General features: G+C 65.3%; 12 protein-coding genes. 6 read left to right on the top strand and 6 right to left on the bottom strand.

Going from position 1 to position 14283, the window contains the following annotated elements:
* The first annotated feature begins 15 nt into the window (after window positions 1–15).
* From ACFWO8_RS14050 to ACFWO8_RS14030, 5 genes are all read left to right on the top strand, one after another.
* On the top strand, window positions 16–852 hold the full coding sequence (locus ACFWO8_RS14050) for an enoyl-CoA hydratase/isomerase family protein (RefSeq protein WP_378949693.1): 837 nt from the start codon (window positions 16–18) through the stop codon (window positions 850–852).
* A gap of 2 nt (window positions 853–854) precedes the next feature.
* A complete protein-coding gene (locus tag ACFWO8_RS14045) occupies window positions 855–1997 on the top strand; it encodes a thiolase family protein (RefSeq protein ID WP_378949691.1) in 1143 nt (380 codons plus the stop codon).
* A gap of 15 nt (window positions 1998–2012) precedes the next feature.
* Entirely contained in the window at window positions 2013–3164 is a 1152-nt protein-coding gene (locus ACFWO8_RS14040) for an acyl-CoA dehydrogenase family protein (RefSeq protein WP_378949689.1), read from the top strand.
* 413 nt (window positions 3165–3577) lie between these two features.
* Complete coding sequence (locus ACFWO8_RS14035; protein WP_378949687.1) at window positions 3578–4711, top strand: WD40 repeat domain-containing protein; 1134 nt, start codon at window positions 3578–3580, stop codon at window positions 4709–4711.
* A gap of 88 nt (window positions 4712–4799) precedes the next feature.
* Entirely contained in the window at window positions 4800–5720 is a 921-nt protein-coding gene (locus ACFWO8_RS14030; RefSeq protein WP_378949685.1) for a hypothetical protein, read from the top strand.
* A gap of 32 nt (window positions 5721–5752) precedes the next feature.
* On the opposite strand, the gene ACFWO8_RS14025 is transcribed toward ACFWO8_RS14030, so the two are convergent.
* From ACFWO8_RS14025 to tnpA, 6 genes are read right to left on the bottom strand one after another with little or no spacing between them, the layout of a single operon-like run.
* A complete protein-coding gene (locus tag ACFWO8_RS14025; protein ID WP_378949683.1) occupies window positions 5753–7186 on the bottom strand; it encodes an aldehyde dehydrogenase family protein in 1434 nt (477 codons plus the stop codon).
* A gap of 2 nt (window positions 7187–7188) precedes the next feature.
* Window positions 7189–8895, bottom strand: coding sequence for a thiamine pyrophosphate-binding protein (locus tag ACFWO8_RS14020; RefSeq protein WP_378949681.1), 1707 nt, complete (start codon window positions 8893–8895; stop codon window positions 7189–7191).
* Complete coding sequence (locus tag ACFWO8_RS14015; protein WP_378949679.1) at window positions 8876–9808, bottom strand: SDR family NAD(P)-dependent oxidoreductase; 933 nt, start codon at window positions 9806–9808, stop codon at window positions 8876–8878. Before ACFWO8_RS14015 ends, ACFWO8_RS14020 begins: the two co-directional genes overlap by 20 nt.
* Window positions 9805–11628, bottom strand: coding sequence for a flavin-containing monooxygenase (locus ACFWO8_RS14010; protein WP_378949677.1), 1824 nt, complete (start codon window positions 11626–11628; stop codon window positions 9805–9807). The genes ACFWO8_RS14015 and ACFWO8_RS14010 overlap by 4 nt, the downstream gene beginning before the upstream one ends.
* A gap of 25 nt (window positions 11629–11653) precedes the next feature.
* Window positions 11654–13015, bottom strand: coding sequence for an aromatic ring-hydroxylating dioxygenase subunit alpha (locus ACFWO8_RS14005; RefSeq protein ID WP_378949675.1), 1362 nt, complete (start codon window positions 13013–13015; stop codon window positions 11654–11656).
* A gap of 51 nt (window positions 13016–13066) precedes the next feature.
* Window positions 13067–13450, bottom strand: a complete 384-nt coding sequence (gene tnpA / locus ACFWO8_RS14000; RefSeq protein ID WP_378949672.1) for an IS200/IS605 family transposase — start codon at window positions 13448–13450, stop codon at window positions 13067–13069.
* On the opposite strand from tnpA, the gene ACFWO8_RS13995 reads away from it, so the two are divergent.
* Window positions 13441–14274 carry an RNA-guided endonuclease InsQ/TnpB family protein gene (locus ACFWO8_RS13995; protein WP_378949670.1) on the top strand — a complete coding sequence of 278 codons (834 nt, stop codon included), beginning with the start codon at window positions 13441–13443 and terminating at the stop codon, window positions 14272–14274. The genes tnpA and ACFWO8_RS13995 overlap by 10 nt on opposite strands.
* Window positions 14275–14283 lie beyond the last annotated feature (9 nt).

Genomic DNA, 14283 nt, shown 5'->3' with positions numbered 1-14283 from the left:
TGGCGAGGTGGCGACATGACCGGTGATGACTCCGCTGGCCCTGTACTCCTGGTCTGCGACCGCGACGGCGTACGCACACTGACCCTGAATCGCCCCCACCGGCGCAACGCCATCGACGCCGAACTCTTCACCACCCTGGCCGATGCGTTGCGCGTAGTCGCGACCGATCGCAGTGTGCGGGCGCTCGTCCTCACCGGAGCGGGCAGCGCTTTCTGTTCCGGGGCCGACATCTCGGTGCCCGACAACGCGCACCCGATCTACCGCATGCGTCCACTCACCGATGTGGCGACATTGCTGCACGAGTTGCCGCTGCCCACGGTCGCCAAGGTCGCAGGACCCGCGATCGGGGCCGGGTGGAATCTGGCGCTGGGATGCGATCTGGTGGTCGCGACCCCGGAATCGACCTTCGCGCAGGTGTTCACGGCCCGCGGGCTCACCCTCGATCTGGGTGGTTCGTGGTTGCTGCCCCGGCTGGTCGGGATGCAGCAGGCCAAACGGCTGACGCTGCTGGCCGAAACCATCGATGCCGCCGAGGCGCACGCACTGGGTCTGGTCACCTGGGTTCGTCCCGCGGACGAGATCGACGCGTTCACCGACGATCTCGCTGCCCGGCTGGCCGCGGGCCCACCGGTCGCGCTGGCCCAGACCAAGACACTGCTGCACGAGGGCGCCGACGCCACCCTGCGTCAAGCACTCGCCGCCGAGTCCCGCGCACAGGGATTGAACTTCGCCACGGCCGACGCGCCGGAAGCCTTCGCCGCGTTCGCCGAACGGCGCGAACCACGCTTCACCGGGCGGTGGACGGTGCATCGTCCACCGATCCGTCCCACGAGCTCCGAGAACGGGAGATAGACATGCCCGAGGTAGTCATCGCAGGCGCGGTCCGCACCGCGGTCGGCAAACGCAACGGCGGTCTGGCCGGGGTGCACCCGGCGGACCTGTCCGCCCAGGTACTCACCGCACTGGCCGCACGCACCGGCCTCGACCCGGCCGTCGTCGACGACGTGGTGTGGGGCTGTGTCTCCCAGGTGGGCGACCAGTCGAGCAATATCGGCCGGTACGCGGTGCTGGCCGCCGGCTGGCCGGAGAGCGTGCCCGGCACGACCGTGAACCGCGCCTGCGGGTCCAGCCAGCAGGCCGTCGACTTCGCCGCCCAGGCCGTCATGTCGGGCATGGCCGATGTCGTGGTCGCCGGCGGGGTCGAGGTGATGAGCCGGGTGCCGCTCGGCGCCGCCAAAGCCGGTGGCGCACCGTACGGTCCGCGGGCATCGGCCCGCTACGACGGCTTCTCCTTCAACCAGGGCGTCTCCGCCGAACTCATCGCCGGGAAGTGGGGCCTGAACCGGACCCGCCTCGACGAGTTCTCGGTGCTCTCCCACGAACGCGCCGCCGCAGCCCAGGACGCGGGCGCCTTCACCGAGCAGATCGTGTCCGTGACCACCGACGACGGTGTGGTCGAGGTCGACGAAGGCATCCGGCGGGGGAGTAGCGTGGTGAAGCTGGCGAAGCTGAAGCCTGCCTTCCGCGACGACGGAGTCATCCACGCGGGCAACTCTTCCCAGATCTCCGACGGCGCGGCCGCCCTGCTGCTCACCACGCCGGAGAAGGCGCGCGAACTCGGGCTCACCCCGCTGGCTCGCTATCGCGCGGGCGCGGTGGCCGGTTCGGATCCGGTGCTCATGCTCACCGGTCCGATCCCCGCCACCGAGAAGGTGCTGCGCCGCGCCGGGCTCGCACTGTCCGAGATCGGGGTGTACGAGGTGAACGAGGCCTTCGCGCCCGTGCCGCTGGCCTGGCTGGCCGAGACCGGCGCCGACCCGGCCCGGCTCAACCCGCTGGGCGGGGCGATCGCGCTGGGCCATCCGCTCGGCGGCTCGGGCGCGGTCCTGTTGACCCGCATGCTCCACCACATGCGCGACAACGGGATTCGCTACGGCCTGCAAACCATGTGCGAAGGCGGCGGCACCGCCAACGCCACCGTCGTCGAGCTCGTCTGAGATCGGGGAGATCACGTGCGTCGCGAATTGTTCACGCCCGATCACGAGGCATTCCGGGAACTGGTGCGCGGTTTCGTCGAGAAACGCATCGCACCGAACTACGCGGACTGGGAACGCGCCGGGCGGATGCCCCGCGAGATCTTCACCGAGATGGGCGAACTCGGCCTGCTCGGCATCGCGCTGCCCGAGGAGTTCGGCGGCGCGGGTCTGCGCGACTACCGCTACAACGTGGTCCTGCAGGAAGAGGCCGCCCGCGCCCTGGTGACGCTCGGGACCGTCCGCACCCAGCTCGACGTCATCCTGCCGTACTTCCTCGAATACGCCGACGCCGCGCAGCGCGAGCGCTGGTTCCCCGGCCTCGCCGCCGGATCACTGCTCACCGCGATCGCCATGACCGAACCCGGCACCGGCTCCGACCTGGCAGGCATGCGCACCAGCGCGGTCCGCGACGGCGACCACTACGTCCTCAACGGCGCCAAGACCTTCATCACCGGCGGACTGCTCGCCGATCTGGTGATCGTCGTGGCGCGCACCGCCACCGACCCGGACAATCGCAGGGCGGGGCTCACGCTGTTGGTCGTCGAGGACGGGATGCCCGGCTTCGAACGCGGCCGGGAACTGGAGAAGATGGGCTGCAAGGTGCAGGACACCATGGAACTGTCGTTCACCGATGTGCGGGTACCGGTGGCCAACCGGCTGGGGGAGGAGGGCGCGGCCTTCGGCTATCTCGGCCACAACCTGCCCCAGGAACGGCTCACCGTCGCGGTCGGCTCGGTCGCCCAGGCGCGCGCGGCGATCGGCGCCACCGTCGAATACACCAGGGAGCGTACGGCTTTCGGCACACCGGTCGCCTCGTTCCAGAACACCAAGTTCGAGCTGGCGGCACTGTCCACCGAAGTCGAGGCCGCGCAGACCATGATCGACCGGGCCGTCACGGACTTGGTGGACGGCGTGCTCTCCGGCGCCGACGCCGCCCGGGTGAAACTGTTCTGCACCGAGGTCCAGGCCCGCACCGTCGACCGATGCCTGCAACTGTTCGGCGGCTACGGCTACATGACGGAATACCCGATCGCCCGCCTCTACACCGACGCCCGCGTGGCCCGCATCTACGCCGGAACCAGCGAGGTGATGAAGATGATCGTCGCCAGAGACCTCGGCCTTTCCTGACCCGGGACTGGTACACCCGCAGCGGGGCCGGGCGCGCTGATCGAAATCCCTACGACATCATGCCCATACCTCGCCGCTGCGGACTCCACGCACCAGGATTGGGGCCGGCCACGGCGGTGCCGCCGGGACCAGCGATCTATCCGGCCACGCCGTTGGACGTAGTTGCGCAGAGGGGGTTCGCCACCAACATGGCAGCTTTTCGGGCCTTCGCCTGAACTGCCCTGTGCTACAGTGCGATTCGGAACACGTGTCGAAACAAGCTGCTTTGACGGGGGTCGCCGGAATTTCAATCTCGTCGAATCGGCGAACGATCCAACTAATTGCATGCATAGCACCGAAGCTGACGGTTCAAGATCCACGCAACAGGCTGCTATTATTGCGCACCTACTTACACGAAGCAGGGTGAAGTACCCATGTCACTTCGATCGCTGGCGACGGCCGCCGGCATTGTCGCGATAATTTTGGCAATAACCATCACGTACGTCGCTCTGCAGCGCGACAATGTCGGTTACTCCATCAGCCTGCGTCAGCTAGGCGAGTTTCGAGGGGACAGCGACTTTTCATTCAGCACGGACGGTGAAACAATCTTTGCTACGACGACACCGCCGGGCAGTAATTTCTACAATAATGTAGCCGAATGGGGTGCGCGAACACAAGTTAGATCCGGAGATATGGTCTGCGACAACCTGGAGCGAGACTATATTCCATTTCAATCGGGCTTTGTAACCGCTATTTCCGCCAGTCCAGATGGTAAGATCATTGCAGTCGCAGGACCGTGCGGCAACTACCCGGAAGGTTATACGGGCGGAACTTCGATTCAGTTTTGGGATATCAAATCTCGCGAGCTGGTGAAAACCATACGAACAGTACACTCTGCGCACTATCTAGAATTGACATACAGTCCCGACGGAAAAGTCCTCTACGCATCTGGCACAGTTGGTGCAAATGTTACCTCAACCGCGGCCGGGGTGGATGTGTGGGATATCGAACAATCTCGCCTGATCACAACCCTGAAAACCGGCCGGAGCGGAATTGTCACGGGCACCACGGTGTCACCGAGCGGCGAAACGATTGCCGTAGCAGTTGAATCTGCAAATGGGTTTGATGACGGCCGGGTGATGCTGTGGAACACGCATGGGTATGCCCCTGTAGGCCTAGATCTCACTAATGTTCGTCAGATAGAATTTCACCCAGAGGGCGAGCTGCTTGTTGCGGGGGGAAATGATTCCTCGGTGCGTTTAGTTGATGTGACTTCCTCCGAAGTTATTCGCACGATGCACGTCCCTCTATTGTGCGAGCACCGTCGAATCGACTACCTGTCCGTGAGCCCCGATGGGCGGATGATCGTTGGATCCGGATACAACATGCCAGCGATATTCTGGAAGATCGATGACGGGAGCGTGTCGAACTCCCTTCCACGCGAATGCACAGACAGCAATCGGGTTGAGTCTGGATGGGGAGAGGTTCTGTTCAGCCCCACAGGTGACCTATTTGCGATGCGCAAGGGTCTGCGGATAACCGTATGGTCGATAGAACGATCATCCTGAGGGCCGGATGGTTCTCCTCGCATCAACTAGCCGCATTCTCAGACATTGCAGCCGAAACCGAGAAAACTCCACTTGACGACGGAGGGGCATGCCCAATACCAATCAACCGACTCGGCCACGTCGCCCGAATCGAGTATCGCGCCTGAAGCCACAGCGTAAGCCGAGTACACGAGAACGCTTTACCAAGCGTTGGCTGGACGCGATTTCCGGACTTGGGCGAACATCCAAACTTGCGATCGGACTCGCACTTACGGCTGCCCTGTCCGGAGTAATAGGTATTGTTGGAACAACCTACGGTCCAGACCTAGGGGATCAGATTCGCCTGGGTCCTCCACTAAAATCTGTCGTCCAGCATGAAATCGGGGAAAAAGGGCATACATATGCGCTACCTGGAATAATTCCCGACAATCCGGCCAGCGTCCCGCTTGCAAACCTCCGCGACATTATTTCGCAGCATCGGGGGGTTACGGTCAGTCCGCTGCGTTTAAAACTGATCGTCGAGGGTGCGAGGAACAGCACCGTGACGATTGCCGATATCGTCCTTCGTGTAACCAAACGATCCGCTCCCCATGCTGGGACCCTGATCGTCGCCAAAGGTCAGGGTTCTGAGCAGAATTTGCGGGGCTGCGTCGACATATCGAGCCAGTTGCCGAAGGTAATTCAGCGGGAAGACGGTGGAAGCTGTGCAGAATCGGCTAAGCCATACTTCGACGGGAATCGGGTTGAATTAAAACTTGGCGAACAGTATGTAATAGATCTCGAGATATACGCACCGTCGGAATCTGATCATTTGGGATACTACGAATTCGAACTAGTGCTCCGAACAATTGTTTCCGGACAAGCGGTGGATATCACAGTCAAGGATGGCGATTCGCCTTTTGCTGTGAGCTCTTACGCCGGCGCCTACTCTGACATCTTTGGTCGCCTGACATCGACTAAAGATGGTGTGCAGCGGTCTGATTCGGTAGATGCGTGTGATCCGTTGTGTCACCCCGTGCCTCGAAAGTGATAACGATCTGCTATTGACCTGCTGAAACCCGACTATGATGGAGCCCCGGGGGTGTAGCCGAGGATTCCCTTGATCTCGAGGTAGTCGTCGAAACCGAAAGCGCCCCATTCGCGGCCGTTGCCGCTCTTGCGGAACCCGCCGAACGGGCAGTGGAAATCGAATCCGTCGTTGATCGAGACGAATCCGGCCCGGATGCGGTGGGCTACTGCTCGGGCCTGTTCGAGGTCGGCGCCGGCGACATTGCCGGCGAGTCCGTACTCGGTGTCGTTGGCGATCTCGACCGCGTGGTCGATGCTGTCGTAGGCCAAGATCGTCAGCACCGGGCCGAAGATCTCCTCGCGCGCGACCGTCATGTCGTTGGTGACGTTCGCGAACACCGTCGGTTTGACGTAGTAGCCCTTGGTCAGCCCGTCCGGGCGGCCGGTGCCGCCCACGACCAGGGTCGCGCCCTCGTCGATACCGCGCTGAATGAGACCCTGCACCTTGTCGAACTGCGCCTTCGACACCACCGGGCCCAGGGTGACCTCGGTGGTCGGATCGCCGACGGTCAGCTGCTCGGCGGCCGACTTCGCCGCCGCGATCGCCTCGTCCATCCGCGCGCGCGGCACGAGCATCCGGGTCAGCGCGCTACAGGTCTGGCCGGAGTTCATCATCAGCGGACCGATGCCCGCCGCGACATTCGCCGCGAACTGCTCGTCGTCGAGCACGATATTGGGACTCTTGCCGCCGAGTTCCTGGGTAACCCGCTTGACGCTGGGCGCGGCGGCGCGGGCCACCTCGATCCCGGCCCGGGTGGAGCCGGTGAAGGAGATGACGTCGACATCCGGGTGCGCGGCCAGTGGTGCGCCCACCCCCGGACCGTCACCGTGGACCAGGTTGAACACCCCGGCCGGCACCGCGGCGGCGTCGAGTACCTCGGCGAAGATCTGCGCGCTGAACGGCGACTGCTCCGAGGGTTTGAGCACGACGGTGCAGCCTGCGGCCAACGCCGGGAACACCTTTACCGCGATCAGGCTCAACGGCCAGTTCCACGGCGTGATCAGTCCCGCGACGCCGATCGGCTCGCGCGCGATCAGCGTGGCACCCCGTTGCTCGGTGAACGGGTAGTCCCGCAGCACCTGGATCGCCGTATCGAGATGTCCGGCAACCAGATTCAGCTGGAATCCGTTGGCCAGCGCAGCCGGTGCGCCCATCTCGGCGGTCAGCGCGGTCGCGATGTCGCCGCGACGGCGCTCGAACTCGACACCGATCGCGGTCAGCACGGCGAGGCGCTCGTCGACCGAACTCGCCGACCAGCTCGCGAACGCGCCGCGCGCGGCGGCCACCGCCCGGTCGACATCGGCCGCGGTGCCCGCGGTGACGGTGCCGTAGACCTCCTCGGTGGCCGGGTCGACGACCTCGAAGCTTGCGGTGCCGGCGGGCTCGATCCACTTGCCGCCGACATAGAACGTGGAGATATCTGGCATGACTACTGGGTTCCTTCCGCGTACCAGGTGCGGAACTCGTCGTAGGAGGGCATCTCCTCGGAGTTCGCCTTGGGGTCGACGGCCACGTGGATCACGCCCGGTCTGCCACTGGCGTAGGCCCGTTTGATCGCAGGCGCGATGTCCTCCTCGCGCTCGACGTACTCGCCGTAGCAGCCGAAGCCCTCGGCCACCTTGTCCAGCCGGGTTCCGGTACCCCAGTGCACGCCGGTCTCGAGCGAGCCCTGCCCGAAGGTGCGTTTGTACACGCCGACCTCGAGACCCCACGCGTAGTCCACCGCGACCACCGACACCAGCGGAAGATTCAGGCGCACAGCGGTTTCCAGCTCAGCGATCTGGAACTGGAACGAGGAGTCGCCGGAGATCAGCATCACCGGGCGCTTGCGGCCCTCAGCGACGGATGCGCCGACCGCGTAGGGCAGGCCGGTACCGAGGTGGCCGAAGTTCTGGTTCCAGATCACGTCGTGCGGCTTGGCCTGGGAGTAGGTCCAGCCGAAGATCGTGGTGGCGCCGCCGTCGCGCACCATGATGCCGTCGGCGGGAAATGCCTTGGTGGCCTCCACGATCAGCCGCGCCGGATGCACCGGGGTGCGCCCCGACGGTGCGGTCTCGGCGAGTTCGGCCAGCCGTGCGGCGTCCTGTTCGATCCAGCCCGCCAGCTCCGGGGTGGCCGTGCGCGGGGTGTCGCGCAGCGCATCGACGAGTTGCGGCACGATCGCGCGCAGATCGCCGACCAGCGGCACGTCGATGGACCGGTTGACCCCGATCGCGGTCGGATCCTGTTCGACCAGAATCCATTTCCGGTTCGCCTCGTTCGCCACCCAGTGCCTGCCGCGCCCGTAGTGCACCGGCTCACCCAGCTCGGTGCCGATCGCCAGACACAGATCCGACTGCACCACGGCCTCGACCGCCGACGGGGAGAAGCCGTAGGGGAACGTGCGGTCCTCTAGACCCTCGATATACGAAGTGCCACCGGAGGTCTGGATCACCGGCACCGCCAGCAGCTCGGCCAGTTCCCGCACCGACGCACCGGCACGGGCGGTATGCGCCCCGTGACCCACCAGCAGGATCGGCTGCTTCGCCGCCCGCAGCAGCTTGACCGCCTCGGCGATCTTGTCCGCGCCCGCCGTCTGGCCGACCAGGCGATACGCCGAGGGCGGCAAGGGCGCGGGCACATCCAGTTCTTCCAGGATGACGTGCGAGGGGTATTCGATATAGACCGGGCCGGGGGTTCCGGTGAGTGCCTTGCGCAGGCCCTCGCGGATGATCTCGTCGGTCTGGTCGGCGTATTCGATGCTGGCGCTGTACTTCACCGAATTCTCGAACAGCGCAGCCTGCTTGACGAATTGGATGCGCCCGCGCCGCACCCGCTGCTCGGTGATCCTGGCACGCTGACCGCCCAGGAAGATCACCGGCGAGTTCTCCACCAGCGCGCACATCATCGCGCCGGCGAGATTGGCGACACCGGGCCCGAGGGTGCCGATGCAGACCGCCGCCTTGCCCGTCATCCGGGAGACGGCCTCGGCCATGAAACCGGCCGATTCCTCGTGATGCGGTGCGATGACGTTCCAGCCGCGTTCCTCCGCGAGATGGAACATGTGCACGAAATTCGGATCGGGAATACCGAAAATCGTGTTGATACCTTCGGCTTCGAAGAGCTGAAGGATCCGTTCATAGACTTTGACCGACATGCCGGTGTGCCTCCGTCACTAGCGCGAAACTCTTCCTGAGGTGATCTGTGTGACCGGCCGGAACCGGCGGCAGGATCCACGAATCCGTGGTGTCGCGGATCGCGTCGATCTGCTCGCCGACCTGCTCGATCGTCCACGAGGGCCGATGGACCCCCGGGGTTTCGGCGATATAGGCCCGGCCCACCCGGCCTGCGACGGCCACCAGCATCTCGCCGGTGATCGAGCAGGATTCGTGGGCGAGCCACCCGACCGCCGGGGCGGTGAGTTCGGGCCCCATCGGCGGATAGGCGGAGGTGTCAAGGCCGTCCGCCAGCCGGGTCACCGCGGCGGGCACGATGACATTGCTCGTGATGCCCGCGTCCGCGCCCTCGAGCGCGACGACATTGGACAGCCCGATCATCCCGGCCTTGGCCACCGCGTAGTTGGCGACGCCCTTGTTGCCGTAGAGCCCACCGATCGAGGAGGTGAGCACGACGCGGCCGTATCCGGCCTCGGCCATGATCGGAAAGGCCGGGCGCACAACGTGGAACGCCCCGCGCAGGTGCACATCTAGCACCGACTCGAAATCCTCGTAGCTCAGCTCGCTCAGCGACCCGTAGCGGACATTGCCCGCGTTGTGCACCAGGATGTCGAGCCGCCCGAAGTGCGACAGCGCGGCATCGACGATCGCGCGCCCGCCTTCCGGCGTCGCGACCGACTCACCGCACGCGACGGCTTCGCCACCCGCCGCGCGGATCTCGGCCACCACCGCGGCGGCGGGATCACCCTCGACGGTGTCGCCGCGGACACTGCTGCCCAGATCGTTGACCACGACCTTGGCGCCCCGCTCGGCCAGCAGCAGCGCGTAGGCGCGGCCCAGACCGCGGCCCGCGCCGGTGATGACGGCGACGCGATCGTCGAATCGCAATGTCATCTGCTCATCTCCAGGCCGGGCAGATCGCCGCTGTCGCGCCAGGCCCGCAGGAGGTCGCCGAAGGCGTAGAAGCCGGGCCAGTACGGTTCGCCGAGGTGCGAGCGGATGTTCTTCTCGCCCTCGTTGTTGTAGTAGCCCGGCGTGCATTCGCGCTGGAAAGTGCTGTTGTCGACGGCGGTCTCGCGCACTGTGGTCACCCACTCCTGCACCGCCTCGACGGTGGGCTCGACCGTGGCGACTCCGGTGTCGACGGCCTGCTTCAGGATGTAGGCGATGTGCTCGGCCTGCTGGTCGAACATGTCGGTGGTGCTCGCCGTGACCCCGCCCTGTAGGAACCCGGTGAAGAACAGATTCGGGAAACCACGGGTGGTGAGGCCGTGCAGGGTCTGGTACCCCTCGCCCCAGTGCTCATAGAGCGAGACGCCGTCGCGGCCGGCGAACGGCGCGATCCCGAAGCGGCGGTCCAGGTCGGTGGTGATCTCGAAACCGCTGGCGAAGATGATGCAGTCCAGCTCGTGCTCGACACCGTCGGCGACGATTCCCCTGGCCGTGATCCGTTCCACACCTTTGGTTTTCGCGACATCGACCAGGGTCACGTTGTCGCGGTTGAAAGTGGGCAGGTACTGGTCGTTGAAACACGGCCGCTTGCACAGGAACCGGTAGTACGGCTTGAGCGCGGCCGCGGTGGCCGGGTCGGTGACGATCTCGTCGACGCGCCCGCGCACCCGCTCCATCGCCTTGTAGTCCTCGAGTTCACGCAACTCCATGAACTTCTCCGGCGTCAGCGTCGCCCACCCACCGGTGGCGCTGAGATGTGCCTCGAGATTACGGCTGACCTCGGTCCAGCCGTCACAGATCAGATCGGCCTGGCCAGGAGTGAACGCCTCGAACGCGGCGGTGTGGAAGTTGCGCTTGCGCTCACGGGTCCAGCCCGGCTGCACCGAGGCCGCCCACTCCGGATCGGTCGGCACGTCACCACGCTCGTAGACATAGGAGGGGGTGCGCTGGAAGACAGAGAGGTGTTCGGCGGATTCGGCGAGGTGCGGCACGATCTGGATGCCGCTGGCGCCGGTGCCGATCACCGCGACCTTCTTGCCCGCGAGTTTGTCCAGTCCGCCGCGCATACCGCCACCGGTGTATTCGTAGTCCCAGCGCGCGCTGTGGAAGGTGTGACCGGTGAACTCCGAGATCCCGGGGATGCCAGGCAGTTTGGGCTTGTTGAACGGGCCCTGGGCCATGATCACGAAGCGGGCGCGCAGGTCGTCGCCGCGGTTGGTGCCGATGCGCCAGCGGTCGAGCTCGTCGTCCCAGCGCAGCGACTGCACCAGCGTGCTGAAGATCGAACGGCCGTAGAGGTTGTAGTGCTTGCCGATGCGCTGCGCGTGCTCGAAACACTCGTCGCCGCGCGCGTATTTCTCGGTCGGCATGTAGCCGGTTTCCTCGAGCAGCGGCAGATAGGCGTAGCTGTCGGTGTCGCACTGGATGCCGGGATACCGGTTCCAGTACCACGCGCCACCGAAATCGCCTGCCAGCTCGATGATCCGGAAATCGGTGACCCCGGCCTCCTCGAGCCGGGCGGCGGCGAGCAGGCCCGCCCAACCGCCGCCGAGGATCGCGATGCCGATCTCGTCGGCGATCGGTTCTCGTGGCACCACTCTCGTGTACGGGTCGCCCTCGTAGAAGTCGGTGAAGTCGTCGTCGGTGACCAGGTACTGCCCCTGGCCCTCGGTGCGCACGCGCTTGTCGCGTTCGGCGAGGTAGGTGGCCCGGAGTTCCTCGACATCGATGTCGGGGGTCTGCGTGGGTGCGCAGTCGCTCATGCGGATTTCCTTGCTGGAGAGTGATTCAGGCGAGATCGCGGGGCGCGCCGGTGTCCATGTACCGGGCCAGGTTGTGGTGCAGGTTGACCACGCTGCGTTCGCGATAGGGGTTGGGCTTGGGACCGGAGAAGCCGCGTGACTTCATGCCCTGCTGGACCGCGGCCATATTGTCGAAGTCCTGCGGCAGCACGGTGCGCCAGCCGGGGTCGCCGACCGGGGTGTACTCCCATTCGGTCTGCGGCTCTTGCCCTTCCGGGAACAGCTCGAAGACCGCGGCCTCGAAGATGCACTTGTCCGGATCGGTGCCGTAGGGGCGGAACCGGTAGCAGAGCATGTTGTTGACCGCGTGCCCGATCTGGAAGTTCGGGAAGATCTGCCAGGCGGTGCCGCTGCGGGCGACGATGTCGGGTTCGACCTTGGGCCAGTCGACCCCGCGCGCCTGGTCCTCGGCCCGCGCGGTCTCGAGCCAGTAGCGCAGCACCTGGTCCGACGGGGTGCCCTCGGGCAGTTCGTCGACGAGCCGGTTGGCCACATCCACCAGCGTGCGGGTGGTGTTGGTGTTGGCGTTCTCCCAGGTGAAGTTCTGCAGCTGGGCGGTGGAGATCCTGGCGTCGGCGCCGCCGCCGACCCGCAGCTTGGCCTGGTTCTCCTCCATGCCCTTCGGTGCGTCATAACCGATATTGCTGTGCTTGCCCTGCGCGCGGGCCCAGCCGAGGAAGGAGCCGAAGTTCGAGAACTCCGGATGGGTGTAGGGGACGTGGTAGGTCTCCATGAACGCCTCGAAGGCGACCTTCCAATTGCAGTCGAAGGTCAGCCATTTGCGCCACCGGTAGCGCATCTTCTCCAGCTCGAAGTGCTCGAGCAGGCTCGCGGCGGGTTCGAGGTAGTCGCGCAGGGGCTCGCAGTCGGGGTCCATGTTGATCCAGACCCAGCCACCCCAGGTGTCGATCTGGACTTTCTGGAGTCCGTCGTTGCGCTCGGTGAGACCGCACGGCCAGTCCTCGCGTTCGGCGACGAAGGTGTTGCGGCCGTCGAGGTCGTAGCGCCAGCCGTGGAAGCTGCAGGTGAACTGGCGGGCCTGGCCGCGCCCGTCGTGCGCGCCGGGGGGAGTGTCGACGAGGCGGCGGCCGCGGTGGGCGCACACATTGTGGTAAGCGCGCAGCGTCTCGGGCGTGGTCCGGACGACGATGATCGAGTCGGCGCCGATCTCGTAGGTCAGGTAGTCGCCGGCCCGGGGAATCTCCTCGACCCGGCAGACCTGCTGCCACACTTTGGCCCACAGCCGGTCGCCTTCGGCCTTGGCGTATTCGGGGGAGATGTAGGCCTCGACGCCGATGGTCATGGGGGTCGACAGCGGATCGGTGGCGGTTTCGGCGGTTTCGGTCATCTCGAGAGCTCCGAGGAAACCCTCGGCTTCAGCCGTGGGGAGGAATCGGAGCTAAGCGTCTTTCTGGTTCTCGACATAGCGTTTCACTACCTCCAAAGTTGCGCCGCCGACTGTGGCGACGAAGTACGAGTTGGTCCACAGGGTGGGCAAGCGGGACTTGAGGGCGGGGAACTCGGCACGCAGGACGCGGGAGGAGCGGCCCTTGATCTGTTTGACCAGGCGGTGAATCCCGAACTGCGGATCGCATGAGACGAGCAGGTGCACCTGGTCGGGCATGGTTTCCAGCTCGATGATGTGTGCGTCTCGTTCGGTGCAGACTTCCCGGATGAGTTGCTCGAGACGGTCTTCGATGCTTCCGCCGATGACTCGCCGCCGGTATTTCGGGCACCATACGACGTGGTAGGTGCAGCGGTAGACGACAGGCGGTGCGCGCACTGGAATCCGAATGGCATCGCTGCCGGTTCCTGTGGAACGAAGCCGTCCACCAGCAACGTGGGGAAGAGAAACCCACCTTCGCGCGGCTGTCGAAGATGCTCACCGAAGCACGCGCCCGCACCGCGTGGTTGCGGGCAGGTTCGCAGGTCGCCCAGCAGCAGATGCTGCGCACCTACTCCCGGGCGTTGGACCATTCGTTCACGGTGAAGGGACGCGGCCGACCGACCGTTAAGCGGCGCAGGACTTCTCTGCCGTCGCTGGAATACACCACACGCGGGTTTGGTATCGCCCACCGCATGCTTGCCTTGCCGAAGGGTGTCACCATCCCGGTCGTGTGGTCGCGGGAATTGCCGTCGGAGCCGTCGTCGGTCCGTGTCTACCAGGATTCGCTCGGCCACTGGTACGCCGCGTTCGTCGTCCGCCGCGAAGTCGAACCCGCTCCCGCCGCGACGGGCAGCATCGGTATCGACTGGGGTGTCTCCACCACGGCAACCGCCACCAGCCCCGCCCATGACCTGCCGTATGCAGGGCATCGTCGCCGCTGCGCCGCTGAACTCGCACGCGCCCAACGGAAGATGACCTGCGCGAGCTGTGGAGCGAGAGCCAAGCAGCGGCTTGCCTTGCAGGTGAGGATATTCAGTTGCGACACCTGCGGGCACACCGCAGATCGTGACCGGAACGCCGCCACCGTAATTCTGGCGGCCGCGGTAGAACTCGACCGTGCCAGTGCAGAAGACATAAGACATTGCGGGCCTCCCTCCGGGGCGGTCAATGGTGCAGTCCGAGTTGGAAATCCCCCGGCTTCAGCCGTGGGGAAGGGTTAAGACATCCTC

It is taken from the genome of Nocardia sp. NPDC058480, assembly GCF_042720495.1.
In the GTDB taxonomy this organism is placed as follows: Bacteria; Actinomycetota; Actinomycetes; order Mycobacteriales; family Mycobacteriaceae; genus Nocardia.
This window is presented reverse-complemented; position numbering and strand designations above follow the sequence as displayed.